We start from the raw sequence: 25,871 nt of genomic DNA on the forward strand, positions 1-25,871 counted from the left end.
GGAAGAGATGAGAGCGGCGGTTGAGATCGCCGACATGGGAAGAGATGAGAGCGGCGGTTGAGATCGCCGACATGGGAAGAGATGAGAGCGGCGGTTGAGATCGCCGACATGGGAAGAGATGAGAGCGGCGGTTGAGATCGCCGACATGGGAAGAGATGAGAGCGGCGGTTGAGATCGCCGTCGTCCTACACCGCCGAATCGCCCTCGTCAGGATCTCCCTGCGTCCAATGGATCTGCGCTAGCACCACAGGCAACGACTCCTCCGCGCGCTTCAAAACCGGATCATCGACGGACCATGCCCAGCCGCCCCGCGCCTTCAGCTCGGCGGCCGATGCCACCCACCCCGGCAGCGCCCCAGACTCCAAATTCGGCTGCCCCATGTTGATATCGAACGAATCGATCCGCGTCCGACCGCCCTCGGTGCTCGACAACCACGTCGCCCGTATCTCGTGTTCTCGCAGCCACGCCGTCCGCGTCGCCGAGTCCGATCTTTCCCACCACGCCCGCACGGTCTCACCGGTGCCCTCGTACCGCCACGACGGAGCCTCGACGGGCCGGGCGCGCAACTCCTCCTGCCGCTCCGTCAGCGCCGCGATGCGCGCGTCCAGCCGTTCACGCTGCGGCGTGCCGCGCCTGAACGCCCCCGTACCGAGTTGGTCGGTGAGATCCGCCAACAGCTCGTCGACCTCAGCCAGCTCGCTGCGCGAATCGCTGCCGCTGAACCACGTTCTCACCATCCGCTCCATCGAGCCAAGCCGATCCAGGACGTGCGCCTCGACCTCGTGGTCGGCCCAGTCGAGCGGCACGCTCCTGTTGTCGCACGGACCGAGCGCCCCGGCCGCACCCGAACGGTCTTGGGCGTAGGCGCACCGGTACCGCGGCTTACGGCCCGGTCCGCCCTTGAGCCGATACGCCGGTCGCCCGCACGCGCCGCAGAACAGCACCTGCAGGAGCAGGCCCGACTGCACCGTCGCGGTCCGATCGACCTCGCGCGACCGCAGCGCCGCGCCGACCCGGTCGAACACCGCCCTCGTCAAGATCGGCTCGGCCCGCACCACCGGAGCCCCCGTCTCGTCGGTGACGACGAACTCGGGGCCCAAGATCCGCTGCCCCTTGGCGTCACGCTGGATCTCCCCCTTCGCGTCGAGCACGGGGTCGCGCGTAATTACTTGTCCCAGAAGGGTTCTCGATAGCAGCGACTCCTTCATTCGCTGACTCGACCACGCATACCCTTTGACCTCCCGTCCCTTGACCTGGGCGAATCGGTCTTTGGGCGTCAGCACGCCGCGCTTGGTCAGGTCGGCGGCGATCGGCCGCAGCCGTTCGCCGGCCAGGACGCGCTCGGCGACCTCGTGGATGACCTCGACCTGCACCGGATCTTGAACGAGGCGCCAGACCTTGTCGTCGCCGCGCTCGGGCACGTACCCCCACGGTGGCACCCCGCCGCGCCATTTTCCCGACCGGATGTTGTGCGTCGACGCCGAGGCGTTGCGGGCCGAGATCGCCTCAAGTTCCATTTCCGCTGTCTTCGCCACGAGCATCGCGACGATGTCGCCAAATGGCGCGGTCAGGTCCAGGAACGCCTCGGTGGCCGACACGATCGCGACGTCGTGCTCCTGTCCCCAACGGATCACGTCGGCGAGGTCGAGCAGCCGACGAACCAGGCGGTCCATCCTGTACATCACCAGCACGTCGAACTCGTTGTGCCTGTTGGCCAGCCACGGACCCAGCTTCGGGCGCGTGAAAGGTGTTGTGGCACCGGCACTTACATCGAGATCGTCGGCGACGCCGACCACGTCGTAGCCGCGGTCATCGCACAGTTTGCGGCACGCCTCCAGCTGGCGCTCCGGCGATGTGGTCGCGTCGGTGACCCGCGACAGTCGGACGACGATCAGCGCCCTCGGCCTCGATTTCCCCATGTTGGATCATCCTACATGGGCATGAATAACGACTTACTGAGTACGCCATCGGCACCGTGGCCGCCGCCGCGTTCGGGGCGCTGCTGTACACGGTGGTGACCGGGGACTCGATCACCAGCGCGCTCAGCGGCATCATCAGCAAAGCGCTGAGCACCTCGGTCGGCTGATGCGCACCGATCTCGTCACCGACGAGTCCGGAATGGCCACAGTGGAAGGCGCTTTCGTCATCGCCGCCATCGTCACCGTACTCATCGTGTCGGTGGGCGCCGTCACCGCAACGATCGCTCAGATCCGCTGCACCGACGCCGCGCGGGAGGTCGCCCGGCTGACCGCCTCCGGTGACACGTCGGCGGTGTCGGTGGGCAAGCAGGTCGCGGGCGGTTCGGCGTCGGTGGAGGTCTCGGAGGGCACCGACCTGATCGAGGCCACCGTGAGCATGGGCGTCCGGCTGCTGCCCGGCCTGCGCGTGTCCGCCCGGGCCGTGGCGGTGCCCGAACCCGACGGACTCGGGCAGGTGCAGTTCGCGCCCGGGGTGGGCCGGTGACCGGCCGGTTCGCAGCCGACGAGGACGGTTTCGCGACGCTGCTCGGCGCGTTCGTGATCGCCGCGATCGTCGCCGTCGCCGCCGGGGTCTGCTATCTGGGCGCGGCGACGGTGGCCCGCCACCGCGCCCAGTCGAGCGCCGACCTGGCCGCGTTGGCGGCAGCAACCGAGCATGTCGCCGGCGGCGACGGCTGCACGGCGGCAACGGCACTCGCCGAAAGGCAGGACCCGCCCGCCACCGTCGCCGACTGCCGGATCACCGACCCCGACGTGTCGGTGACCGTCGAGGTCCCGGTCCACCTGGGTGCGGTCGGACTGCGCACGGCGTCGGCGACGGCGCGCGCCGGACCGGCCGGAACGGGGTGAACACAACGGAACGGCGCCCGCACCTTCGTGTCGAAAGTGCGGGCGCCGAACCGGATCGGTGCTGCGGCTACTTGGGCGGTTCCTGTCCCGACAGTGCCGCCAGCTCGCGTTCGACGGCGGCCGCGTGTGCGTCGGCGTCGGCCTTGGCCTTGCGCGGGTCCCACCGGCCGGTCATCACGAAGATGAAGGGGATGAACAGGATCTGGGCGATCAGGCAGATCCACCACCACCGCTGCCACTGGTGCGGGCTGTCCTTCTGGGCCTTCTGCACGTCGGCGGCGTGCTCACCCAGGTAGGCCAGGTCCTCGGCCGGCACGGGTTCGGTGGACAGCTGCTGCAACCGGGCTGCCGCCGACGCCGGATCGGTGGCCAGGCCCGCCTTGATGAGCTGACCCACGGCCGCCGCACCGGCGGTGGCATCCGTCGGGTTCTTGGTCAGCGCGGCCAGCGTCGCCGGTTCGACCGCGCTGATGGTCTTGATCTGGTCCGGGTACTGCTCGGCGATCTCACTGACCTTGGTGCCCTTGTCGATGAGTGTCGAGGTGGCGGGCACCGCGAACACCAGCGCGAGCAGCGACAGGCACACGACGGTGCGGACGGTGTAGCCGTAGACGGCCAGGCCGGTCGCGGTGGCCGCAGGGTTGCGTTCTTCCACGGTCTCGGTGAAGGCGGCCATCCACGCGCAGTACGACATGCCCGAGCCGAGTGCGATCAGCACCAGCACCCAGGCCAGCGTGTAGTAGCCGGTGTCCTGCTGGGTCGTGAGCGTCGCGAAGATCGCGACACCGACCATCGAGATGACCGTGCCCAGGAACATCAGCGGCTTACGCACGCGGATCTTGTCGGAGAAGATGCCGGCGATCAGCAACGCGAGGGCGTTGGTGATCCAGTACCAGTTCGCCAGGGAGTTGCCGCGCTGCTCGGTGTACCCGAAGTTCGTCGCGAAGTACACCACGAAGAAGCCGACCGCGATGTAGTAGAACAGCAGGAACAGGCTGATACCGACGGCCGGGCCGATGATGTTCAGGTGGGCCATCTGCTTCCAGTGATTCTGGGCGGCGGCCTCGGTGTCGATACCGCGGGCCTTGGCCTCGATGAGCGCCTGATCTTCCAGGTCCACCATCAACTGATCCCGTAGACTGGGCGACAGTTCCTTGAGCCCGAGCATCGCCAGCACGGCCACGATCAGACCCACAGTGCCGCACACATAGAACTGGAACCGCCAGTTCGGGTGGGCGTCAAGGGTGTTGCTGGAGACCAGGGTCACCACCAGGCTGCCCAGCACCGGGCCCATCGTCCAGAACGCCATCGCCGACGCGCGGCCGACCTGCGGCGAGAAGTCGCGGACCAGGGCGGGCGTGGCCACCAGGATGAGGCCCTCGACGATGCTGAGCGCTCCGAAGGCGATGGTGTACGTCAGGGTGTTGGGCGCGTGCGGCAGAGCGAAGAGCACCAGCAGGCCGGTGATGAACAGGCCGCCGACGACGAGATTCGCCCGGCCCCAGCGATCGGCCAGGCCCGCGACCAGAGACGCGAACGCGCCGAGCAGGTTACCGATGATCGAGACCGTCACGAACATGGTGAAGCCCATGTCGTAGTCGGCGATGATGTGCGTCGCCACCGCGCCCGGGATGTAGAGCTCGTAGTACAGGACAATAGTGGCCAGCACCGTCAGGGCGAGATACCGATAGCGTGCCGACGTCGGTGGATAGTGGGGGAGTTGGCGGTCCCACAGTCCGCCCAATCCTTTACCGGCAGATGACGCTGCCGGGCCGGTGGGTTCGGCAATGATCTGTGCCATTCGGCCTCCTCATCGCGGGTATCCGACATCGGTCCGCAGGGGCCGGACCGCATCGAGCCACGGGCGTATGTGTCCGTTGCCGGTTCAGCATGGTGGACCACCCCGCAACTTGCGGGCGGTTTGAAACCTGACCGGAAGGGCAGTCACCTATGGCAGCGATAGGGAACAGAAGGATTGATACACGTGCTAAGAAGTGGTATAAGTCACAATCCCGACGGTCACAGCGCGCCGCGGATGATTGCCACGAAGGCCTGCCCGGCCGGCGACAGTGTGGCCTCGTCGAACGCGATCACCAGCGGATACGCGAACCGGGGCGAGGCGGTGTAGACGTCGACGGCGTCGCCCGCGGTCTCGGCCACCGCGCGTTCCATGACGGTGCCGCCCATGCCCGCCCGGACCATCGCCAGGCGCGTCTCGGGGTGATCGGTGATCGCCGCCACCGGAGGCCCGCCCGACCCGCGCGGCATGGCCGTCGAGATCTCGTTGGCGATCGTGTAGCGCGCCGACGCCAGCGTCATCGGTACCGGCGGCAGGTCGCTCAGCGGAATCGGTTCGGCCGGAACATCCGTGCCGGCCGGATACACGACGACATACTCCTGCTCGCCGATCTCGACCTGCGTCAGCCGGTCACCGGCCGTCCGGGGGGTGCACACCACGAACTCGCAATGTCCCTCGGCGATCATCGAGTCGACCTCGCTCTCGGCGTCGAGTAGGCCGAGTCGTACCGGGACGCTCGGATGCGCGACGCAGAACTCGGCCAGCAGGTCGGTGAGCTGCCCCGAGACGGTCGCAGGGAACGCCAGGATGTCCAGGCGCCCGGCGAGGCCACCGCCCGACCCCTGAAGCTGGCCCACCATCCGGACATCGCGTAACAGCTGACGGGCCGGGCCGATCAGTCTGCGGCCCGCCGCCGTGGGCACCATGCCGCGGCCGACCCGATGGAACAGTGGGATGCCCAGTTCACGCTCCAGGGTGCGCAGCGCCTGGGACACCGTGGGTTCGGAAATGCCCAGTGCCGTGGCGGCTCCGCTGACCCCCTGATTGTCGACGACGGCCAGGAAGTATTCCGTCTGTCGGATCTCCATGCGCCGCTTACCTTTCCGTTTTCGAGATCGTCGCGGTGGGCCGGTCGACGGCTGCGGCGACGAATGCCGCCGCCGCCGGCGACAACGCGCTCGGCCGGGTCACCAGCCCCCACCGCCGGCGCAGCGGCGGATCCAGCGTGAGGACCCGGGCGCCCGGGAGTTGTTGTGCGGCAAGCCCGCGCGGGAGCACCGTCGCCCCGACGCCGCGGTTGACCAGGGCCCAGATCGCCGGCGGGTGGGCGCAGTCGACGACCACGTTCTTCGCGTCGGTGCCGATCATGTCCGCGAGCAGTGCCTTGGTGGTGCGGTCGCCGTGGTCGATCACCAGCGGCAGTGACCGGACCCGCTCGCGCGGCACCGGCCCGGTGAGGCCGGCGAGCAGTTCCGGAGCCGCCGCCAGGACGAGTTCCTGTGTGCCGACCGGTATTTCGGTGAACTTCTGCTGCTCGTCGGACATTTCGGCCACCCCGATCTCCGCCTCGCCGGCCCGCAACGCCGCGGTTACCCCGGCCGGTGCGGCGACGTCGACGACCCGCACCCACAGTGACGGGTAGCGCTCCCGGAACCGCGTGACCACCGGCACCAGCGGATCGATCCGGAAATCGGCTGCGACAGCGATATCCACGCCACCCGCCTGCAGTTCCCGCACCTGCGCCACCGCCGACTTGGCCTGCTCGACGTCGGCGAGGATGCGCCGCGCCGCGATCTCGAACCGGCGGCCCGCCGCGGTGAGTTCGCACCGCCCGCCGACGCGGTCGAACAGGACCGTTCCCAGCCGGTTCTCCAGCGTGTGCACCGCCTGGTTCAGCGACGGCTGCGACACGTACAGGACCTGCGCGGCCTTGGCGACCGTGCCGTGGTCGACGATCGTCACGAAGTACCGAACGAGGTAAAGCTCCACACGGCGATCCTAGTGACCTCGCCGGTGGCGGTGGGTCATACGGCGACGTCGATGTACCGGTGAGCCCAGGGCGCGGCCTGTTCGAGTTGCGCGGCCAGCGTGAGGAGGCCGCCGTCCGAACCCAGCGCGCCGACGAACTGCACGCCCAGTGGCAGACCGCCGCCGGAATTGCCCGCTTCGGTCCAGTACAGGGGTACGTTGATCGCGGGGCGGCCGGTGAGGTTGGCCAGCTGGGTGTATGGGACCCAACCGAGATTTTGTTCGACGAGGTCGTCGATCATGCCCGTCCGGGTGACGATCGAGCCGCCGTGAACCTTCGCCATAATCCGCGAAACCGATTGCAGCAGTGGTGGTGTGGAGATCTCGCCGATCCTCAGCGGGGGCTTGGCCAGGGTCGGGGTGAGGAAGTAGTCGTAGGTGTCGTGGAAGGCGGACAGCGACTTCACGTAATCATTGACTCGTTCGAAGGCGGAGAACGCGGCGACGACGCCCGCGCTGCGGCCGAGTTCGGCGGCGGCGAGGGTATCCGCCTCGAAGTCCTTGTCGCCCGCGCCCGTCCGGCGGCGCGCGTCATCGACCTGGGAGGCGAGAGACGCGAACCAGATGGTGAGAAAGTCCCGGGACAAGGCGGCGTCGTCGTACGGCGGGTCGATCTCTTCGACGATGTGCCCGAGGTCGGTGAGGATCCCGGCGGCGTGCTCCACCGCCGCCAGTGCCTCCGGATGCACGGTGGGTGTCAGCGCGGACTTCGCCGAGAATCCAATGCGGAGTGTGCCTGGGGGAGTGGCGATCTGGGACGTGAACGGGGTGTCGGGCGTCGGGGTGGTATACACCGACGACGGGGTGGGGCCGACGATGGCGTCGTACAGTCCGGCCGCGTCGCGCACCGTGCGGGAGACGACGCCCTGCACGGCCATCCCGAACATCTGCTCCCCTCCCGCCGGGCCGAACGGGGACAGCCCACGGGTCGGTTTCAGTCCGACGAGGCCGTTGCACGCCGAGGGAATCCGGATCGAACCACCGCCGTCGTTGGCGCCCGCGGCGGGAACGACACCGGCGGCCACCGCCGCGCCCGAACCGCCCGACGAACCTCCCGGCGTGTGGCCCGGATCCCACGGATTGCGGGCGGGGCCGAACAGTGTGGACTCGGTGATCCCCTTCGCCCCGAACTCCGGGGTGTTGGTCTTGCCGAAGATCACCAGGCCGGCGTCGAGGAAACGCCGGGTGACGTGCGCGTGTTCTGCGGCGGGAAGTTTCGACAACGAGCGCGAACCGCACGAGGTCGGATGCCCCTGGTAGTCCTGGGCGAGATCCTTGATCAGGAAGGGCACTCCGGCGAACGGGCCGCTCAAACTCGGATCGGCGGCCTGGGCGTCGGCCTCGTCGATGGCGGCGACGATCGCGTTGAGGGCCGGATTGACGTCGGCCGCTCGGCGTCGGGCGAGTGTCAGAAGCTCGACCGCCGTCACCTGTTTCTCGGCGACGAGCCTTGCCAGCTCGGTGGCATCGGACGCACGGTATTCATCGAGATTCATCGCACCAGGGTAGGACGGTGACCGGCCGGCCGTCCCCGCCTTCAGCCGATGCGGTCGGCGTCCTCGTCGACGACGATCCGCCGCGGATATACCCGGCGCGACTGCATCGGGGTGAACCACAGCTGCCCGAACCGGGTGGTGGTGTCGCCGCGGTAGGCCAGGCTGTACTCGCGGCCGACGGTGGCGATGGGGATGAATGGTTCGACAGCCCGCACGAACGCGGACCAGTGGATGAGCTCGCCCTCGGTGAGGAATCCACCCGCCACGGCCTGATGCTCGCCGGCGTCGTGGACGGCGAGGTACACATCGCCGAGTGCCGGACTGAGCCGCGGCCCCACGATGGCGCTCTGCAGATACCACTGCGCGGTGGACACGACGGTGCGGTCGAGGCGGGCGTCGCACCACGCGTAGTGGATGTCGAGGGCGTCGAGGGCCTCGTCCTCGGTGGCGAAAACGTCCAGCTCACCGATAGTCGACGGCAGGGTGTCGGTGTTGGTGGTGGGCCGGGCGAGAAGGAAGAACACCTGCTGACGGGTGGTGATCAGCCGCGCCGAATCGACCGGCGGCGACGCCTCGGATTCGTCGTACATGGGTCAGTCCTCGTCAGCGGATGGTGGAGAGCTCTCGTGGACGTGCGAGGCACCGCGTGACCGGGAGCCGCACCGCCCGTACCGGACCGCGAAAGCGTGCCCACGGGAGAGCTTTACGCAGAGCTTACTGTATAGCCGTCGTGACGGCGCCCACTGTGAGCGCAGTTCCGTGCGCGGAACGTCAGGCGCCGGACAGCTGGTCGGTGATCAGGCCGAGCACGGCGATCGCCCCCGCCTTGTCCAGGGGTTCGTTGCCGTTGCCGCATTTGGGCGACTGCACACACGACGGGCAGCCCGAGGCGCAGCCACACGACGAGATGGCCTCGCGGGTGGCATCGATCCAGGTGGCGAACGCCTCGTGACCGCGTTCGGCGAAGCCCGCGCCGCCGAGATGACCGTCGTAGACGAACACCGTCGGCAGCCCGGTGCCGGGGTGCGCGGTGGTGGACAGGCCGCCGATGTCGCCGCGGTCGCACGTCGCCACCAGCGGCAACAGCCCGATCGCCGCGTGCTCGGCGGCGTGCAGCGCACCCGGCACCCGGGCCGGGTCGATACCCGCGTCCGCCAGCGCCTCGGGGGTGAGCGTGTACAGCACCGCCCGCGTCGGCAGCGTCTGCTCCGGCATGTCCAGCGGCACCGAGTCGAGCACCTCGCCCGTGAGCAGGGTGCGCAGGTACCCGATCACCTGATGGGTCACCTCCACCTCCGCGAAGGCGACGGTCAGCGGGCCGTACTTGCGCTCGGAGATGATCCGCCCCAGCGTGATCCCGGTCCTCTCGCGGGCCGATGTCGTCCAGTCCGGTTCCTCCGGGTGCGTCAGGGCCAGACCGTCGTCGAGGTCGAGTTCATCGACGACGAACGTCTCGCCCTGGTGGATGTGCACCGCCCCGGCGTACACCGTGGACATCGCGCGCACCGCGTCGACGGTGCCGAGCAGGCGCGAAGTGGTGGTGTCGACGATCAGCACCTCGTCGCCGCTGCCACCGCGCAGGCTGATCTGCGCGTGCGGCTCGATGCCCGCGCCGACGTACCAGCCGGCCCTGCGCCGTTTGAGCTCGCCCCGCGCGGTGAGATCGTCGACGACCGTACGGGCGTCCCAGTCGTCGACGTCGCGTTCGGTGAGCGGCAGTTCGGCGGCGGCGCACAGCAGGTGCGGACCGAGGATGTACGGGTTTCCCGGGTCGGTGACCGCCGCCTCGACGGGCTTGTCGAGGAGCGTCTCGGGATGGTGCACCAGGTAGGTGTCGAGCGGATCGTCGCGGGCCACCAGCACCACCAGCGAATCACCGGAGTGGTGCTGACGCCCGGCCCGGCCCGCCTGCTGCCAGAAGGAGGCGACGCTGCCCGGATAACCGGCGACGATGACGGCGTCGAGGCCGCTGATGTCGACGCCGAGTTCGAGAGCGTTGGTGGTGGCCACCCCGGTCAGCTCGGCGTCGTTGATGGCGCGTTCGAGCCTGCGCCGGTCGTCGGCGAGATACCCGGCCCGGTAGGCGGCCACCTTGCCGACGAGATCGGGTGCGGCTGCGGCGAGGAGCTGCCGGGCCTGCCGGGCGGTGAGTTCGGCACCCACCCGGCTGCGGGTGAAGCACAGCGTCCGCGCCCCCTCGATCACGAAATCGGCCAGCAGCCGGGCTGATTCGGCTCCGGCGGAGCGTCGCACCGGCGCGCCGTTCTCGCCGCTGACCGCGGGCACGAAACCGGGTTGCCAGAGCGCGACGGTGCGTTCGCCGTGCGGGGAGCCGTCGTCGGTGACGGCGACCGCGGGCTCGCCGATGAGCCGGGACAGCGACTGGGCGGGCCGGGCCACCGTGGCGCTGGAGGCGATGACCACCGGGGCGGCGCCGGCGGCCCGCGCGACGCGGAGCAGTCTGCGCAGAACCAGCGCGGTATGTGAACCGAAAACCCCCCGATAATGGTGACATTCGTCGAGTACCACGTAACGCAGGTTGCGGAAGAAGTGCCGCCATCGGGTATGCCCCGACAGAATCCCGACGTGCAACATATCGGGATTGGTGAAAATCCAGCGGGAATGCGCGCGCGCCCACTGCCGTATCTCCGGCTCGGTGTCGCCGTCATATGCGCACGGCTGTAGGTGGCCGAATTCCGGACTGGCCGAGGTCAGTTCGGCGACGGCGCGGATCTGGTCGGCGCCGAGGGCCTTCGTCGGGGCGAGGTACAGCGCCGTCGCGGTGGGGTCGGTGAGCAGTGCGGTGAGGATCGGGAGCTGGTACGCCAACGACTTTCCCGACGCCGTCGGCGTGCTCACCACGACGTGGGAGCCGGTGTGAGCGAGTGAGGCGGCGCGTTCCTGATGGGTCCACGGCCGCGAAATCCCGTGCTGCGACAGGGCTTGCGCAAGGGTACTAGGTACCCAATCCGGCCAATCCGCGAAATTTGCTGTGGTGGAATTGATTACGGAAATGTGGGTCAGGGGTGAGTCTTTGGTCCCGATGTCACCTGTTTTGGCAGTACCGGTTTCGTGGCCGGGACCGGCGGTGGCCCGGACGCTCGTACGCTCGATTCCGTTGTGGGTGCTACCGGAGCGGGACGCCGGTGTGCCAGTCCCCGTGTCCGTCGTGAGCCGCTCCCCGTCCGTTGTCGCGGGGCCGTGGCGGTGGGCGGCGGCGGATCCTGGGCCGGGGAGGGGGCCGGGGAGGGAGTCGGTCAGTACATGAGCGAGGAGTTGCTCTCCGTAGGAGTGGCCCTGGTCACCCCGGAAATGTTGTGTGTTCTGCATTACTCGATCGTCAGTGTGTACGTGGTTGCTCTTCGTGGACGCTGATATTACGTGTCTGCACAAAACGCGAGCGCGACGGCAAGGTTTATGCACAAGTTGGTGTGCTGACTATCGCATGGGCTCAGAACGTGCTTCACTGGTTGCGGTCGCAGCTTTCGAGACCGCCGGAGTACGGGGGTAGCGAGATCGATGTTGCGGTCGTGGTACTGAAGTTGGTTTGCGGGTCTCCGCGGGGCTCTTACGTATGGCGGTCGGAACCGGCCACGGCGCGATACATCTCGCGTCGGCTCAGTTGGAATGCATGAAAAGGATTCAGTAATGGCACAGGGGACTGTGAAGTGGTTCAACGCGGAAAAGGGCTTCGGCTTCATCGCGCCTGACGAGGGCAACGATGACGTGTTCGTCCACTACTCGGAGATCCAGGGCTCGGGCTTCCGCACCCTCGAAGAGAACCAGCGCGTCGAGTTCGAGGTCGGCCAGGGCACCAAGGGTCCCCAGGCCACCGGCGTCCGCGCCGTCTAGGAAGCATTTTCGCACCTGCGAAACCGCTTCGAGCAGCCGCTCCCGACCACCGGTCGGGAGCGGCTCTCAGTATCTGGCACGCCCGTGTGGGAACACGTGCCGGGGAGTGGGAACGGGAGCGTTGCGGGAAGGCAACGTTTCGGCGCCCGGATCGCCGCTCGGGTGGCGCCGCCGGGCCAGGGCAGTAGGGTCAGTGAGGTGGTGCAGTTGTCGTTATTCTCGGCGGACGTCGACGAGCCCGTCAGCGCGGATCTCGCCGGGCTGCTCGCTGCCCACGGACAATCCCAGCACACCGACACCGGCACCCGCATCTCGATCGCCGTCACCGAACCGTGGCGGGCCCAGGCCATCGTGCGTGAACTCCTCTCCACCGGGTTGCCCGCAGAGATCGGCGCCTCCGGCGAGGGCAATCCGATCGCCCGCACCACACCCGGCCGCGAGCTCGACGAACTCGTCGGACGCTGGACGTCCGGCGCGGTCAAGGCGGTTCCGGCCGGCTGGATCCCGTCCCCGCGGGCGCTGCGCCTGTGGGTGCTGGCCTCCGGCCACCCCGAGGGGGACCGCTACCTGCTCGGTCTCGATCCGCACGCACCCGAATCCCACGCCCCGCTCGCGACGGCGCTGATGCGCGCCGGGATCGCGCCGACCCTCGTCGGCACCCGCGGGACCGCACCCGCGCTGCGTATCGCCGGTGCCCGTCGCCTGCAGCGGCTGCTCGAATACGTGGGCCGTCCGCCCGCGATCGCCGGCGCCGCCGCAGCCTGGCCGCACGGCTACGGCGATGTGCACGGCCTCGACGCCCACTCGGCTCGGCACTGACCTTTCCGGTGTCGGCGCGCCGCCCGGGGCGGTAGGGACTTTCGTCCCATTCTTGCGGGCTTCATCGGGTATCTGACCTGCGGAAATTGCCGATCCGGGAATAATGTTCGCGTCGATTCGTGTCACACACGACACGTCGCCGGGTAATGGTGATGTGCATACGGCGCTATACATAAGGTACAAACCGTTCCAGATGACCGACGTGGTGTCGGCGGGCCAGCCGGCCCGTCGCGACCACAGATGACCCGAGAAGGACCCCCGGTGGCAGAGACCAGCACCGCTTCGCCCGCGAGTGGGAAAGCGATTCGACGACTTGTGATCGTCGAGTCACCGACCAAGGCTCGCAAGATCGCGGGCTACCTGGGGCCCAACTACGTCGTCGAGTCCTCCCGCGGCCACATCCGTGACCTGCCGCGCGGCGCCGCCGATGTCCCCGCCCGGTACAAGGGCGAGAAGTGGGCCCGCCTCGGGGTGAACGTCGACGACAACTTCGAGCCGCTGTACGTGGTGTCCCCGGACAAGAAGTCCACGGTCACCGAACTGAAGTCGCTGCTCAAGGATGTCGACGAGCTCTACCTCGCCACGGACGGTGACCGCGAGGGCGAGGCGATCGCCTGGCACCTGCTCGAGACCCTCAAGCCGAAGATCCCGGTCAAGCGGATGGTGTTCCACGAGATCACCGAACCGGCCATCCGAGCCGCCGCCGACAACCCGCGCGACCTCGACAACGACCTGGTCGACGCCCAGGAGACCCGCCGCATCCTCGACCGCCTGTATGGCTACGAGGTGTCACCGGTGCTGTGGAAGAAGGTCATGCCGAAGCTGTCGGCGGGCCGCGTCCAGTCGGTGGCCACCCGCATCATCGTCGACCGCGAACGTGAGCGGATGGCGTTCACCTCCGCCGACTACTGGGACATCGCGGCCACGCTCGATGCCGGTGCGGATGCGACACCGCAGACCTTTCCGGCCCGGCTCGTCGGCGTCGACGACGCACGCGTCGCCACCGGCCGCGACTTCGACTCCACCGGCCGCGTCAAGAAGCCCGAGGGTGTCGTCGTGCTCGACGAGACCCGGGCCCGGGCGCTGGCCGCCGGCCTGCAGGGTGCGGCCCTGACGGTCACCTCCGTCGAGGAGAAGCCGTACACCCGCAAGCCGTACGCGCCGTTCATGACGTCGACGCTGCAGCAGGAGGCCGGCCGCAAGCTGCGGTTCACCTCCGACCGCACCATGCGGATCGCGCAGCGGCTGTACGAGAACGGCTACATCACCTACATGCGTACCGACTCGACGACGCTGAGCGAATCGGCGATCAGCGCCGCCCGCGCCCAGGCCGCCGACCTGTACGGAGCGCAGTACGTGCACGCGACCCCGCGTCAGTACACGCGGAAGGTGAAGAACGCGCAGGAGGCGCACGAGGCGATCCGCCCGGCCGGCGAGACCTTCCGCACCCCCGGCCAGGTGGCCGCCCAGCTCGACACCGACGAGTTCCGGCTGTACGAGCTGATCTGGCAGCGCACCGTCGCCTCGCAGATGGCCGACGCCAAGGGCACCACGATGAGTCTGCGGATCTCGGGCACCGCCGCGTCGGGGGAGACCGCGACGTTCGCCGCATCGGGACGCACCATCACCTTCCCCGGCTTCCTGCTGGCCTACGTCGAGACCGTCGACGAGCAGACCGGTGGCCAGGCCGACGACGCCGAGTCCCGCCTGCCCAACCTGGTGCAGGGGCAGGGCCTGACCGCCGCGGAGCTGACCGCCGACGGGCACTCCACCAACCCGCCGGCCCGCTTCACCGAGGCCTCGCTGGTCAAGGTGCTCGAAGAGCTGGGCATCGGCCGGCCGTCGACGTACGCCTCGATCATCGGCACCATCCAGGACCGCGGCTACGTGGTCAAGAAGGGCAGCGCGCTGGTCCCGTCGTGGGTGGCGTTCGCCGTGGTCGGGCTGCTCGAAGGCTATTTCCACAGCCTCGTCGACTATGATTTCACCGCCTCACTCGAGGACGACCTCGACCAGATCGCGTCGGGCAACGAGAACCGCACCGACTGGCTCACCGAGTTCTACTTCGGCCGCGACACCGCCAAGTCCGACATCGCCAAGTACGGCGGGCTCAAGAAGCTCGTCGGCGTCAACCTTGAGGAGATCGACGCCCGCGAGGTCAACTCCATCAAGCTGTTCGACGACGATCAGGGCCGGCCGGTGTTCGTGCGGGTGGGCCGGTTCGGGCCGTACCTCGAACGCAACGTCGCGGGTCCGGACGCCCCCGAGGAACTGCAGCGGGCCAACCTGCCCGCCGAGATGACCCCGGACGAGCTGACCATCGAGGTGGCCGAGAAGCTGTTCGCGACCCCGCAGGAGGGCCGCGTGCTGGGCGTCGACCCGCTCAGCGGGCATCAGATCGTCGCCAAGGAGGGCCGGTTCGGGCCGTACGTCACCGAGATCCTCCCCGACGAGGACGAAGACGACAAGGATGAGGGCGACGAGGGCGAGCCGCTGACCATCGCACCCGGCCCCACCCCGCGCGACGGCGGTGGGAGCGGCACCGGGCCGGATCCCGCTGTGGTGCCGCTCGATTCGCCGGACGGTTCCGGAGCCACCACCAAGACGGTCCGCAAGACCGCCAAGAAGGCGGCCAAGAAGGCCGGTCCCAAACCGCGCACCGGGTCGCTGTTCAAGACGATGGACATCGCCACGGTCACGCTCGACGACGCCCTCAAGCTGCTGTCGCTGCCGCGGACCGTCGGCGTCGACCCGGCCTCGGGCGAGGAGATCACCGCGCAGAACGGCCGCTACGGCCCGTACCTGAAGAAGGGCACCGACTCGCGGTCGCTCGCAGGCGAGGACCAGCTGTTCACGGTCACCCTCGACGACGCGCTCAAGCTCTACGCAGAACCGAAACGACGTGGCCGGCAGGCCGCCGCGCCGCCGCTGCGCGAACTCGGCAACGACGCCGTCAGCGAGAAACCGATGGTCATCAAGGACGGCCGGTTCGGTCCGTACGTCACCGACGGCGAGACCAACGCCAGCCTGCGCAAGGGCGACGAGGTCGCCACGATCACCCCCGAGCGGGCGATGGAACTGCTCGCCGATCGTCGCGCCCGCGGCCCGGTGAAGAAGGCGGCCAAGAAGACTGCCGCCAAGAAGACCACGACCGCGAAGAAGACGACAGCGGCCAAGAAGACCACAGCGGCCAAGAAGACGACGGCGGCCAAGAAGACCACAGCCGCCAAGAAGGCAACCACAGCGGCCAAGAAGACCACGACCGCGAAGAAGACAACCGCGGCCAAGTCCACGACAGCGGCGAAGAAGGCCGTCGCCGACGACACGACACCACCCTGGTGAACTGATGCCGCCCCGGCGTCGGCCCAGAGGTTCGGCGCGGCGTCAGCTCAGGAGTTCGGCGGACTCCGCCTGGTTCGCGAGCTTGCGATCGAACGTGTACAGCGGTGCGTTTCCGGACAGACTCGCCAGCGACGCCAGGTAGGTGTCGGCGATCGACAGTTTGGGGCGCGTGCGATAGTCGTTCAGCGCGTCCTGCCAGATCTCCCGGTTGATGTCGAGGTTGGCGATCGCGAGCACCGCTTCGATCGAATCGGAAATCGTGCCGCGAGAGAGCCGCATGACGCGTTCGAGTACGTAGACGGTCTCGATCAGTACGACATCGGGAACGACACAGGTGGTGCTGTCGAACAACTTCTGTGCCGCGGCGGTGTGGGCAGGAACGTCGTCGAGCAGCCAGCGCAGCATGACATTGGTGTCAATCGCCGGCACGGAAGTCCTCTGCCCGAGCAGTCCATCCGTCACCGGCGGCCGGAACGATGCCCCAGGTGCCGCGCCTGGTCGCCTCCTCCCGGATGCGAGCCCGGAGGGACTCGACGCTCTCCGGGGCGTCGATGACCAGCGAATTGCCCTCCACCCGGACGCTGACCTTCTGGCCTTCACGCAGCCCGAGAGCCCGCCGTGCCTCGACAGGCAAGGTGATCTGGCCTTTCGACGTGATCGTCGCATACATCGCGGTCATGTAAGGAGTTTACGTCGAGTAAGGTATCGTTGCCAGGAATCGGACTCAGGTCCCGGCCCCGCTTGTGTTGTCCGGGTCTGTGTTGACCGGATTTGGGGTGCCCTCGGCCGGAACCGGGTCGACGGGCACCTCGCCGGGCCGGGCCAGCAGGGTTTCGATGCCGCGTCCGCGCAGCTCCACACCCTCGCCGATCTCCCAGTGCGTCGCCTCCTCGGCGGAGGCCAGGAACACCGCCCGCGCCGACCCGAGCACCCGGGTCGGTTCGTCCTTGGCGAGTTCGGTGAGGCGGGCGGCCTCGTTCACCGGGTCGCCGATCACCGTGTACTCCAGCCGCTGCTCCGAGCCGATGTGGCCGGCGATCGCCTTGCCCGCCGAGACGCCGATGCCGATGTCGGTGTCGCCGAGCGAGTGGAACAGTTCCTCGCGCAGCTCCCGGGCCGCGGCGAGGGCGCACCCGGAGAAGTCGTCGAGGTCGAGCGGGGCGCCGAAGATGGCCAGCGCCGCGTCGCCCTGGAACTTGTTGACGAAGCCGCCGTGCTTGCCGACCACCCTGACGACGACGCGGAAGAACTCGTTGAGCAGCTCGACCACCTCGCGGGGCGGATGGTCGACGGCCAGCTTCGTCGAGCCGACGATGTCGACGAACAGCACGCCGACGTAGCGTTCCTCGCCGCCGAGTTCGGTACCCGTCTCGATGGCCCGGCGCGCCACGTCCTCACCCACATACCGGCCGAACAGGTTGCGCAGGTCCTGGCGTTCGCGCAGGCCGGCCACCATGTCGTTGAAACCTGCCTGCAGCAGGCCGAGATCGCTGCCGTCGTAGATCTTCACCGCGGCGTTGAGGTTGCCCGCCGACACCTCGTTCTGGGCCTTGCGCAGTTGCCGGATCGGGTCGTTGATGGCGGAGACGACGCGGGCGATGGCGACGGTGCTGAACACGAGGGCGGCGCTGGCCATCCACACGATCGGCCGTTGGATACCCACGGCGTCGGTGTTGATCCAGTGCAGCCGCTGCAACGTGATGAGCAGCAGGATCACCGCCAGCGGCACCCCGACGCTGACCGTCCAGAACACCGTGATGCGGGTGGTGATGCTCGGCGCCGACGCGGTGTCCGGGTCGTTGGCCATCGCCGCGACGGTGATGGGCCGCAGCACCTTCTCCACCTGCAGATAGCCCAGTACGCAGGTCACCAGCGCACCGATCAGGGTGGCGACCGCGCCGATGAAGGCGTTCTTCTGTGACACCGCCAGGTTGGTGATGGCGAAGACGCTGCCGCCGAGGAACCACATCGCCAGGTTGAGGCCGGTCAGCAGCATGGGCAGTTGCAGGGCGCGATGCCGGGCGAACTCGTCGTCGAGCCGGGAGCGGCGCCGCTGCCAGATCAGGACCGGCAGCGACAACCGGATGGTGAAGTAGCCACCGATGATGGTCGCGATCACCAGGTAGCTCAGGAACACCGCCTGTGAGGCGCCCGCGACCTCGTTGAACGCCAGCGAATCCTCGGTGGGCATGCCGAACCGGAGGAAGGCGAAGGTGAACAGTGCGCCGACGAGGTTGGCGCGCAGCATGTCGAGGGCGAGCAGAGGCCAGGGCGTGTGCACCAGCCAGCGGGCAAGGTGCACGCCCTTGGACCATCGTGATCGGCGCTCTACCACGACACCACGTTAGCTGGATGCTTGCAAAAGTTACACACTATTCGGTCGTACGTCGGGGGCTGACCAGGAGATTACAGTTGGCGACTGTGACAAATGTCTTTGATCGGCTGATCGGGCAGACCGCTGCCGAGGCGGAATTGCGCGCCGCCGCGCGTGCGGCCAGGGGGGCCGCGGCCCGGCTCGACGAGGCCGCCGCGGGCGCCGTCTCGATGTTCGCCGACCCCGGAGGCGACCCCGACGGTGACACCCCCGATGGGGGCACGGCCGACGAGTTCGACGCCGCCTCCCGGGCGTCGATGACGCACGCCTGGCTGTTCACCGGCCCACCCGGATCCGGCCGGTCGGTGGCCGCGACCGCCTTCGCCGCCGCCCTGCAATGCCAGGCCGACGACCCCGCCGACGTCGGCTGCGGCGAATGCCGCGCCTGCGTGACCGTGATGGCCCAGACCCACGCCGACGTCCGGCACGTCGTTCCCGACGGTCTGAGCCTGTCGGTCGCGGTGGTCCGCGAGATCGTGCAGCTGGCCTCGCGCCGCCCCGGCACCGGACGCTGGCAGATCGTCATCGTCGAGGACGCCGACCGGCTCACCGAGTCGGCCGCCAACGCGCTGCTCAAGGTGGTCGAGGAGCCGCCCGCCCGCACCGTGTTCCTGCTGTGCGCGCCGTCGGTCGACCCCGAGGACATCTCGGTCACGCTGCGTTCGAGGTGCCGGCACGTCGCGCTCGGCGCCCCGGCCGTAGACGCGATCGCCCGGGTTCTCGTCGAACGCGACGGTATCGACGAGACCAAGGCGCGCTGGGCGGCGTCGGTGTGCGGCGGTCACGTGGGCCGCGCCAAACGCCTGGCCACCGACGACGACGCAGTCGCCCAGCGCGAACAGGCCCTCGGCCTGGCCCGCGCCGCCACCCGCGACTCCACCGCCTACGCCGCCGCCGAGGCCCTCGTGCGCTCGGCGGAGGAGGCCGCGAAGGCGCTCAGCGCCCAGCTCGACGCCGCCGAACTCGAGGAGTTCAGGACCGCCCTCGGTGCGGGCGGCGAGGGGAAGGGCACCGCCCGCATGCCCCGCGGCAGCGCCGGGGCCCTCAAGGACCTGGAGAAACGGCAGAAATCCAGGGCCACCCGCGTCGGCCGCGACGTCCTGGACCGGGCACTGGTCGACCTGGCCGCCCTGTTCCGCGACGCCCTGCTGCTGTCGATGGGGGCGCACGTCACCGCGATGCACCCCGACAAGACCGACTCCCTCACCACCGGCATGGCCGACTACGCAAGTCCCGAACAACTGTTGTGCTGTGTCGACGCCGTCCTCGACTGCCGCGAGGCCCTCGACCAGAACGTCAAACCCAAGTTCGCGCTCGACGCGATGGTCGGCAAGGTCAACCTCGCACTCAAACGCTGAACCCTCCGATGCTGAACCCGAGACGCCGGACAACCATGATGGTTGTCCGGCGTCTCGGCATCGGTGTGACTCAGGCGGTGACGTTGCCGAAGCGCAGCCCGTTCCCGAACGGATCCCGGGCACCGAAATCACGACCGTAGTCCTTGTCGCTGGGCGGATCGGTGATCTCGACACCCGCCGCGACGAGTTCCTCGTACGCCGCGTCGACGTCGTCGGTCTGGAACGCCAGCCAGCCGCCGCCCGCCCCCTTGGCGACGAGTTCGCGGACGGTGTCGGCGGTGCCGGGATCCTGGGCGGGCGGCCCCGGGCGCTCCAGCAGGATCTCCCGGTTGTCGCCGGGGACGCGGACGGTCAGCCAGCGCATGAAGCCGAGGTCGGCGTCGGTGCCCACTTCGAGGCCGAGCTTGTTGACGTAGAAGTCGAGGGCCTCGTCCTGGTCGAGAACGAAGATCGAGGACATTCTGGTGTGTGAGAGTTTCATGGGAATGACGCTAGGCGTCGCCGCCGGGGGCGCGCTTCCTTGAAATCGACGGATGTGTGTGGGTGCTCGGCCGGGTCCACCGCTTCACGAAACTGTTGTGCGGGCCGTCGGGCGGATGGTTCGCGTCGTCGGCCCGGTACGCGGACGGCGACACCCCGACAACCGACGAGAACAGCTGGCTGAACGCGCCCAGACTGTCGTAGCCGACCCGCAGGCACACCTCGGTGACGGGCAGATCGGTGGTGCGCAGCAGGAACATCGCCCGCTCGACGCGGCGCCGCTGCAGGTACCGGTGCGGGGTCTCACCGAACGTCGCCGCGAACGTCCGGATCAGGTGGTCGGGCGACATCGCGGCCTGTCTCGCGAGAGTCGCGATGTCGAGGGGGTCGGCGTAGTCGCGGTCGAGGCGGTCCCGGATGCGCAGCATCTCGCGGTTGGCGCGGACCCTGTCCTCGGACGTACCGGCCATCAGTAGAGGGCCCACTCGGATTGGGCGTACCGCAGGATCCGGGGGTCCATCAGCGTCGACGCCGGTACGTCGAGGCGACCGCGGTCCTTCGGGAACACCGCTGCGGCGGCCAGCTCGTCGGGGGTGAGAAAGCGCAACGAGGCCGGGTCGCCGCCCGGGTACCGCATCGTCAGCGCCGGGGTGCCGCGGCCGGCGAGGACGAAACCCCAGTCGCCGAACGACGGCACGTCGACGTGGTAAGGGACGGTGCGCAGCCCGGCCGCCCGCACCGTCGCATCGATACACCAGTACGAGCGTGGTGCGAAGTACGGCGACCCCGCCTGCACGACGAGCCGGCCGCCGTCGGCGAGGTGCGCGCGGGCCAGCGAGTAGAACTCCACCGAGTACAGCTTGGCGGTCGCCGTCTCGTCGGGGTCGGGCATGTCGATGATGATCACGTCGTAGTGCTGCCGGTTCTTCCGCAGCCACGAGAATGCATCCGCGGCAACGATATTCGCGCGCGGATCGGTCATCGACCCCCGATTGAGTGCGCGCAGGCGGGGGTCGTGCCGGGCCAGCGAGATCATCTCCGGGTCCAGTTCGACGAGCGTGGCCTGGCGGACCTCCCGGTAGCGCAGCACCTCCCGCAGTGCCAGACCGTCGCCGCCACCCAGGATCAGCACCGACTCGGCGCGGCCGGCCCCACCTCCCCCGGACATCGCCGGATGCACCAGCGACTCGTGATACCGGTATTCGTCGATCGAGGAGAACTGCAGGTCGCCGTTGAGGAACAGCCGGGTGTCGGGGCCGGCCGGGGTGCCGCGTTCGGTGATGACGATGTCCTGGTAGGGGGTGCGTTCAGCGGCGACGATCGGGTCGCGGAACAGGGCCTGACGTGCGGTGACCTCGAACCGTCCGGACAGAACCAGGGCCGCCACCAGCACCGCGGCCACCGCGCACGCCGCGACGCCCAACAGCGTCGCGACGAGTGGCCGCAGCGCCCGCCGGAACAGCACGAACACCAGAAAGCAGCCGGCGACGGCGTTGACGAGCCCGACGATGATCGCCCCGCGCAACTGCCCGAACCACGGCAGCAGCAGGAACGGGAAACACAGGCCGCCGACGAGGGCGCCGATGTAGTCGACGGCGAAGATGTCGGCGACCGCCGACCCGGCGTCCTGCCTGCGGATCCGCTGCAGCAGCACCATCAGCAGCGGTATCTCGGCACCGATCAGCAGACCGAGCACGAACGCCACCACGACCAGCGCCGGCGTGTAGAACTCCAGATAGGCGAACGCCCAGTACAGGGCCATCACCGACAGGCCGCCGAGCAGCGCCAGCGCCAGTTCGATCACCGCGAACGCGACCGTCGCGTGCCGTTGCAGCGGTTTGGCGGCCAGCGACCCGATGCCCATCGCGAACACCATCACCGACAGCACGATCGACGCCTGGGTGGCGGTGTTGCCGATGAGGAACGAACCCAGCGACACCAGCGCGAGCTCGTACACCAGCCCGCAGGCGGCACACACGAACACGACGGCCAGCAGCGCCGCCCTGGCTGTCGTCCGTCGCCCGGCCGGCTGGGCCGCGGCCGTCACCACTACAGGATCGACACGGCGACGATGACACCGATCGCCACGTGCAGGGTGACGTGCACCCACACCGCCGGATGCGGGTTCTCGTCGAGCAGGATCTCGCCGAGCCGGCCCGGGGTGAGCAGGTCGATCAGGACGAACGCCACCGCCATGATCACCAGCCCGATCAGCGAGTACACGATCGTGTAGATGAGTCCCTCGCCCAGATCGCCTTCGCTGGCGACGATGGCGGCGGCCACGATGATCGCCTCCCCGGCCAGGTTGGAGCTGACCAGGACCGCCGCGTTGCGGTTGCGGGTGCCCCACAGCTGGGTGCTCAACTTGCCCGGGGTGAGGGCGTCGACGACGACGAACGAGACCGCCATCAGCACCACACCGACACCCGCGTACGCGGCGGCCGAATACGAGTTCTCGATCAGGTTGTCCAGCATGCCTCTCCTCTGTCTGCCGCGTTATTTCCCGCTGCCCCTATTTGCCAGTGCCCCTATTTGCCACTGCCGCTGCCACCGCCGCGATTGCCGCTGCCCGACCCCGAGTACGCCGGCGTCGGCACCCAGTAGTGGCCCACGTAGCTGTGGTAGTGGGTGTACCCGCTGCTGTAGTCCTTGCTCACCATCACCCGGGTCTTGGTCGACTGATAGGGGAACAGGCCGATCAGGTAGTCCGGGTACTGCAGGAAGGTCCCGGACTGCCCGCCCGAGGTCGCGGTGCGCTGATCGGTGGGCTTCTCGGCCTTGCGCAGCTGCGTCACCACCGTCGACGGGGGCTTGTCGGCGATGTACGCCTTCACGTTGCCCTCGTCGAGGGAGGTGGTGCGCGTGTACTTCGATGTCACATAGTTGCGGGCCCCGCTGCGCGCGACGTCGGCGGTACAGGTGGCGACCATCGCCAGGGCGGCGACCACGATGATCAACCCGATGATGATGTTGCGGATCCGGTTGAGCCGGTCCCGCGGATCCCCGGAATCGCTCACCGCCGCACCCGGCCCGTCACGCTTGCGTCCTGTTGTGCGCGACGCCCTGACGCCACAGCGAACTCGACGTCACCACCACCTCGCCGGTCTGCGGATACGTGTGCCAGGTGCGCCAGGTGATCAGCACCTCCGACCCGGGATCGCCGGTGCCGGGACCGGCGACGATGGCCGTCAGCGCCAGCGGCGACCCGGGGAACCGGCCGAGCAGCGCGGGCAGTCCGCGGCGGTGATGATCGTCGACCTCGGCGACGATGTCCGCCACCGCCGCGGTGAGGCCGTCGTCGTCCATGGTCTCGGTGCGGGCGTTGAAGTAGTAGCCCGACTCCTGGAACGACGACGGCAGATCCGAGGTGACCTCCGGCAGGCAGGCCACGGTCTCCAGCAACTGTCCGTGCCGTTGCGGATGCTGCCCGACCAGCACCTGATGGCTGGCGCCGAGCAGCCGCAACGACACCGGCAGTCCGGCCACCTCGCCGTCCGCCTGCGCCAGGGGTTCCTGCAGCGGCGCGGTCAGCGAGAAACCGAGCCCGCTCGCCGAGGTGTCGGCGTAGGCGACGGACAGGTCGGCGTACGGGGCCGGTTTCACCGGGGCATCGGGGATCGGGGCGTCCGGGGTCGGGGGTGTCAGGGGAGTCATCACACGCCCGGGGTCGTCGACGGATAGATGCGGTACTCGCCGCGGCCGAGCACCTCGCCGCGCGCGGCCTCCCAGCCGCTGCCGTAGTCCTCGAACGACAAGCGCTGGTCGCCGCTTTCGTAGTCGTGGTAGGCCATGACCCCGCTCGCGGCCACCCCGGTGGTGCCCGTGGAGGTGAAGCGGGCCTGCCCGGACTCGTCGGACGTATACCGGCGCCCGTCGAGGTCGAGGGTGTACGGGCCGGGGCTGATGGTGTCCGGCCCGACCTCCTGCCAGAGCACGACTTCGAGATCGGGGTCGTCCTCGACGGAGATCCAGCTCTTGCGGCCGGTCCCGGTGTCGATGAAGTTCTCGGTCCACTCATAGCCGTCCTGCCGCAGCCGCAGCGTGCCGCGCACGGCGAAGGTCTGGCCACGGATCTCGATCATGTCGCCCGGGACGAGGTTGCGCGGGTTGCCGCGGACGGCGTCGTCGTCGGCGCTGGAGAACGGGTCGCGCGGGGCGTACGCCCGGGCGGCCACCGCATCGGTCTGCGCCTGCCGGGCCCGCCGATTGCCCAGGAAGTTGAAGATGACGACGACCGCGATGATCGCGAGCAGAGCCACGACGATGATCAGCAGGTACTCCATTGGGTCGACAATACTGTGTACCGCGGTGTTCATCCCGGCGCAGGACCCGCACGTGAAAGGGCGCACAGCACCGGGTTGCGGTGCTGTGCGCCCTTGCCTTCCGGGATCAGGGCCTTCCGGGGGTCACTCGGCGGTGGTATCCGCCGCGGTGGTGCCGGCGGTGCTGTCCGCAGTCCCCTCCGGGGTGGCCTCCGCCGTGGTTTCGGCGGCCGGGGCGGCGTCGGCGATCTCGATCTTGCGGGCCTGCGCCGGCTCGGCCTTGGGGACCTCGAGCCGGAGCACGCCGTCGGCGAGCGTCGCGCCCACCTGATCGGCCGCCACCTCGCCCGGGAGCGAGAGCCGGTAGTCGAACGAGCCGGTGCGCCGGGTCTGATGCCGGACCTGTCCCTCGCGCTCGGTCACCGTGGTCTGCCCGTGCACGTGGAGCGCGTTGTCGTCGAGTTCGACGGTGATGTCCTCACGCTTGATGCCGGGAAGTTCGGCCTCGATGACGAACGCCTTCTCGGTCTCGCTGACGGTAACCGCCGGAGTCCACGCCGCGGCGCGCTGCTCGACGCCCGCGAAGGCGTTGTCGAACAGGCGGTTGGACAGCTCGAAGAATTCGCGGCCGAACGGGTCGTCGAAGACACCGAACGGACGGCGGGCGGGGGTGCGCACGTAGCGGGCGGGAACGGGACGGCGGGTGGCAACCGTTGTCTTGTAAGCAGGCATGGTCTGCGCCTTTCTGAGTCTGGGTGAACCTACACAAAGTTGAGCGCATCTGACTCAACTTCTATTCCCGTGGATTTCGCCGGCTCTGTCGGACGCCCGCGATACCGGGCAGTACTCTCGGCTCGTGCGACTGTGGCGACGCCGATCCACCGAACCCGCCGGGCATGCGGAACTGACCGTTCGCGCCGTCGTCGGGTCCGGGCGGATATCGGTGACGTGGGCGGCGCCCACCGCAGACACAGGCACCTACGCCCATGCCCGCATCTTCGTCGCCACTACCGGCGGCCGACCCGACTTCCTCGGTGTGATCGCCCCGGGCGCCACCCTCACCACCGACATCGCCCCGGGCACCTACATTGCGATCGCCGAGTCCTACAGCAGCGGAAGCTGGGGCGGCGGCCGCCTCTCCGGCTACGGCCGCAGCCCGGAGTTCACCGTCGACCCCTGATCGGCTATCTCCCTGATTCCGCTGGTTGAGGTGTGAGGAGCGCACGCGACGAGC

Annotated in this window: 25 protein-coding genes and 1 pseudogene; 8 read left to right on the forward strand and 18 right to left on the reverse strand. The window is 68.8% G+C overall.

The genetic code is table 11. The annotated features are described in order from the left end of the window. Positions 1-185: 185 nt before the first annotated feature. Complete coding sequence (locus tag GOAMR_RS22380) at positions 186-1,919, reverse strand: recombinase family protein (RefSeq protein WP_005193398.1); 1,734 nt, start codon at positions 1,917-1,919, stop codon at positions 186-188. A 38-nt stretch (positions 1,920-1,957) separates the two neighbouring features. Between GOAMR_RS22380 and GOAMR_RS24405 the strand changes: the two are divergent. From GOAMR_RS24405 to GOAMR_RS22395, 3 genes and pseudogenes are all read left to right on the forward strand, one after another. Then, positions 1,958-2,086, forward strand: a pseudogene (locus GOAMR_RS24405) (DUF4244 domain-containing protein); the annotation flags it as partial. Further along, positions 2,086-2,463, forward strand: coding sequence for a TadE family type IV pilus minor pilin (locus GOAMR_RS22390; protein ID WP_005193399.1), 378 nt, complete (start codon positions 2,086-2,088; stop codon positions 2,461-2,463). The pseudogene GOAMR_RS24405 and the gene GOAMR_RS22390, both read left to right, overlap by 1 nt. Continuing rightward, a complete protein-coding gene (locus tag GOAMR_RS22395) occupies positions 2,460-2,828 on the forward strand; it encodes an Rv3654c family TadE-like protein (protein WP_005193400.1) in 369 nt (122 codons plus the stop codon). The genes GOAMR_RS22390 and GOAMR_RS22395 overlap by 4 nt, the downstream gene beginning before the upstream one ends. 67 nt (positions 2,829-2,895) lie before the next feature. Here the strand turns inward: GOAMR_RS22395 and GOAMR_RS22400 are convergent, their stop codons facing one another. From GOAMR_RS22400 to sftH, 6 genes are all read right to left on the reverse strand, one after another. Further along, positions 2,896-4,629 carry an MFS transporter gene (locus tag GOAMR_RS22400; protein ID WP_005193401.1) on the reverse strand — a complete coding sequence of 578 codons (1,734 nt, stop codon included), beginning with the start codon at positions 4,627-4,629 and terminating at the stop codon, positions 2,896-2,898. Between the two features lie 218 nt (positions 4,630-4,847). Beyond that, positions 4,848-5,714 carry a LysR family transcriptional regulator gene (locus GOAMR_RS22405; RefSeq protein WP_005193402.1) on the reverse strand — a complete coding sequence of 289 codons (867 nt, stop codon included), beginning with the start codon at positions 5,712-5,714 and terminating at the stop codon, positions 4,848-4,850. A gap of 7 nt (positions 5,715-5,721) precedes the next feature. After that, positions 5,722-6,615, reverse strand: coding sequence for a LysR family transcriptional regulator (locus GOAMR_RS22410; RefSeq protein ID WP_005193403.1), 894 nt, complete (start codon positions 6,613-6,615; stop codon positions 5,722-5,724). 35 nt (positions 6,616-6,650) lie between these two features. Continuing rightward, positions 6,651-8,150 carry an amidase gene (locus GOAMR_RS22415; RefSeq protein WP_005193404.1) on the reverse strand — a complete coding sequence of 500 codons (1,500 nt, stop codon included), beginning with the start codon at positions 8,148-8,150 and terminating at the stop codon, positions 6,651-6,653. Between the two features lie 41 nt (positions 8,151-8,191). After that, entirely contained in the window at positions 8,192-8,740 is a 549-nt protein-coding gene (locus GOAMR_RS22420) for a hypothetical protein (protein ID WP_005193405.1), read from the reverse strand. 181 nt (positions 8,741-8,921) lie between these two features. After that, positions 8,922-11,195, reverse strand: coding sequence for a DEAD/DEAH box helicase (gene sftH / locus GOAMR_RS22425; RefSeq protein WP_050942874.1), 2,274 nt, complete (start codon positions 11,193-11,195; stop codon positions 8,922-8,924). A 603-nt stretch (positions 11,196-11,798) separates the two neighbouring features. On the opposite strand from sftH, the gene GOAMR_RS22430 reads away from it, so the two are divergent. The 3 genes from GOAMR_RS22430 to topA all read left to right on the forward strand — a co-directional run bounded on the left by GOAMR_RS22430 (position 11,799) and on the right by topA (position 16,163). Further along, entirely contained in the window at positions 11,799-12,002 is a 204-nt protein-coding gene (locus GOAMR_RS22430) for a cold-shock protein (RefSeq protein ID WP_005193408.1), read from the forward strand. 198 nt (positions 12,003-12,200) lie between these two features. Then, entirely contained in the window at positions 12,201-12,821 is a 621-nt protein-coding gene (locus GOAMR_RS22435) for a hypothetical protein (RefSeq protein WP_005193409.1), read from the forward strand. Positions 12,822-13,082: 261 nt separating this feature from the next. After that, positions 13,083-16,163 (forward strand): type I DNA topoisomerase, encoded by a 3,081-nt coding sequence (gene topA / locus GOAMR_RS22440; protein ID WP_040516161.1) that lies wholly within the window; start codon positions 13,083-13,085, stop codon positions 16,161-16,163. Positions 16,164-16,205: 42 nt separating this feature from the next. Here the strand turns inward: topA and GOAMR_RS22445 are convergent, their stop codons facing one another. From GOAMR_RS22445 to GOAMR_RS22455, 3 genes are read right to left on the reverse strand one after another with little or no spacing between them, the layout of a single operon-like run. Next, positions 16,206-16,592, reverse strand: a complete 387-nt coding sequence (locus GOAMR_RS22445; RefSeq protein ID WP_005193411.1) for a type II toxin-antitoxin system VapC family toxin — start codon at positions 16,590-16,592, stop codon at positions 16,206-16,208. Continuing rightward, positions 16,579-16,842, reverse strand: coding sequence for an AbrB/MazE/SpoVT family DNA-binding domain-containing protein (locus GOAMR_RS22450; RefSeq protein ID WP_005193412.1), 264 nt, complete (start codon positions 16,840-16,842; stop codon positions 16,579-16,581). Before GOAMR_RS22450 ends, GOAMR_RS22445 begins: the two co-directional genes overlap by 14 nt. A gap of 45 nt (positions 16,843-16,887) precedes the next feature. Continuing rightward, positions 16,888-18,411 (reverse strand): adenylate/guanylate cyclase domain-containing protein, encoded by a 1,524-nt coding sequence (locus GOAMR_RS22455; protein ID WP_083837103.1) that lies wholly within the window; start codon positions 18,409-18,411, stop codon positions 16,888-16,890. Positions 18,412-18,584: 173 nt separating this feature from the next. On the opposite strand from GOAMR_RS22455, the gene GOAMR_RS22460 reads away from it, so the two are divergent. Next, positions 18,585-19,895 carry a DNA polymerase III subunit delta' gene (locus tag GOAMR_RS22460; RefSeq protein ID WP_040516163.1) on the forward strand — a complete coding sequence of 437 codons (1,311 nt, stop codon included), beginning with the start codon at positions 18,585-18,587 and terminating at the stop codon, positions 19,893-19,895. 70 nt (positions 19,896-19,965) lie between these two features. On the opposite strand, the gene GOAMR_RS22465 is transcribed toward GOAMR_RS22460, so the two are convergent. The 8 genes from GOAMR_RS22465 to GOAMR_RS22500 all read right to left on the reverse strand — a co-directional run bounded on the left by GOAMR_RS22465 (position 19,966) and on the right by GOAMR_RS22500 (position 25,369). After that, on the reverse strand, positions 19,966-20,376 hold the full coding sequence (locus GOAMR_RS22465) for a VOC family protein (protein ID WP_005193415.1): 411 nt from the start codon (positions 20,374-20,376) through the stop codon (positions 19,966-19,968). Positions 20,377-20,386: 10 nt separating this feature from the next. Then, positions 20,387-20,845 carry a helix-turn-helix domain-containing protein gene (locus GOAMR_RS22470; protein WP_005193416.1) on the reverse strand — a complete coding sequence of 153 codons (459 nt, stop codon included), beginning with the start codon at positions 20,843-20,845 and terminating at the stop codon, positions 20,387-20,389. After that, complete coding sequence (locus tag GOAMR_RS22475) at positions 20,845-22,425, reverse strand: polyamine aminopropyltransferase (protein ID WP_005193417.1); 1,581 nt, start codon at positions 22,423-22,425, stop codon at positions 20,845-20,847. Before GOAMR_RS22475 ends, GOAMR_RS22470 begins: the two co-directional genes overlap by 1 nt. Continuing rightward, positions 22,425-22,850 carry a DUF350 domain-containing protein gene (locus GOAMR_RS22480; protein WP_005193418.1) on the reverse strand — a complete coding sequence of 142 codons (426 nt, stop codon included), beginning with the start codon at positions 22,848-22,850 and terminating at the stop codon, positions 22,425-22,427. Before GOAMR_RS22480 ends, GOAMR_RS22475 begins: the two co-directional genes overlap by 1 nt. A gap of 53 nt (positions 22,851-22,903) precedes the next feature. Next, positions 22,904-23,392 (reverse strand): DUF4247 domain-containing protein, encoded by a 489-nt coding sequence (locus tag GOAMR_RS22485; protein ID WP_005193419.1) that lies wholly within the window; start codon positions 23,390-23,392, stop codon positions 22,904-22,906. A 16-nt stretch (positions 23,393-23,408) separates the two neighbouring features. Beyond that, the gene (locus tag GOAMR_RS22490; protein ID WP_050942864.1) at positions 23,409-24,029 is read right to left on the reverse strand and encodes a DUF2617 family protein; all 621 of its coding nucleotides are present in this window, start codon (positions 24,027-24,029) and stop codon (positions 23,409-23,411) included. Continuing rightward, positions 24,029-24,658: a DUF4178 domain-containing protein gene (locus GOAMR_RS22495; RefSeq protein ID WP_005193421.1), complete on the reverse strand. Its 630-nt coding sequence runs from the start codon at positions 24,656-24,658 to the stop codon at positions 24,029-24,031. The genes GOAMR_RS22490 and GOAMR_RS22495 overlap by 1 nt, the downstream gene beginning before the upstream one ends. Positions 24,659-24,781: 123 nt before the next feature. After that, complete coding sequence (locus GOAMR_RS22500; RefSeq protein ID WP_005193422.1) at positions 24,782-25,369, reverse strand: Hsp20/alpha crystallin family protein; 588 nt, start codon at positions 25,367-25,369, stop codon at positions 24,782-24,784. 124 nt (positions 25,370-25,493) lie between these two features. On the opposite strand from GOAMR_RS22500, the gene GOAMR_RS22505 reads away from it, so the two are divergent. Then, on the forward strand, positions 25,494-25,817 hold the full coding sequence (locus GOAMR_RS22505; RefSeq protein WP_040516165.1) for a hypothetical protein: 324 nt from the start codon (positions 25,494-25,496) through the stop codon (positions 25,815-25,817). Positions 25,818-25,871: the final 54 nt, after the last annotated feature.

Origin of the sequence: Gordonia amarae NBRC 15530 (genome assembly GCF_000241345.1) — a bacterium.
Lineage (GTDB): Bacteria > Actinomycetota > Actinomycetes > Mycobacteriales > Mycobacteriaceae > Gordonia > Gordonia amarae.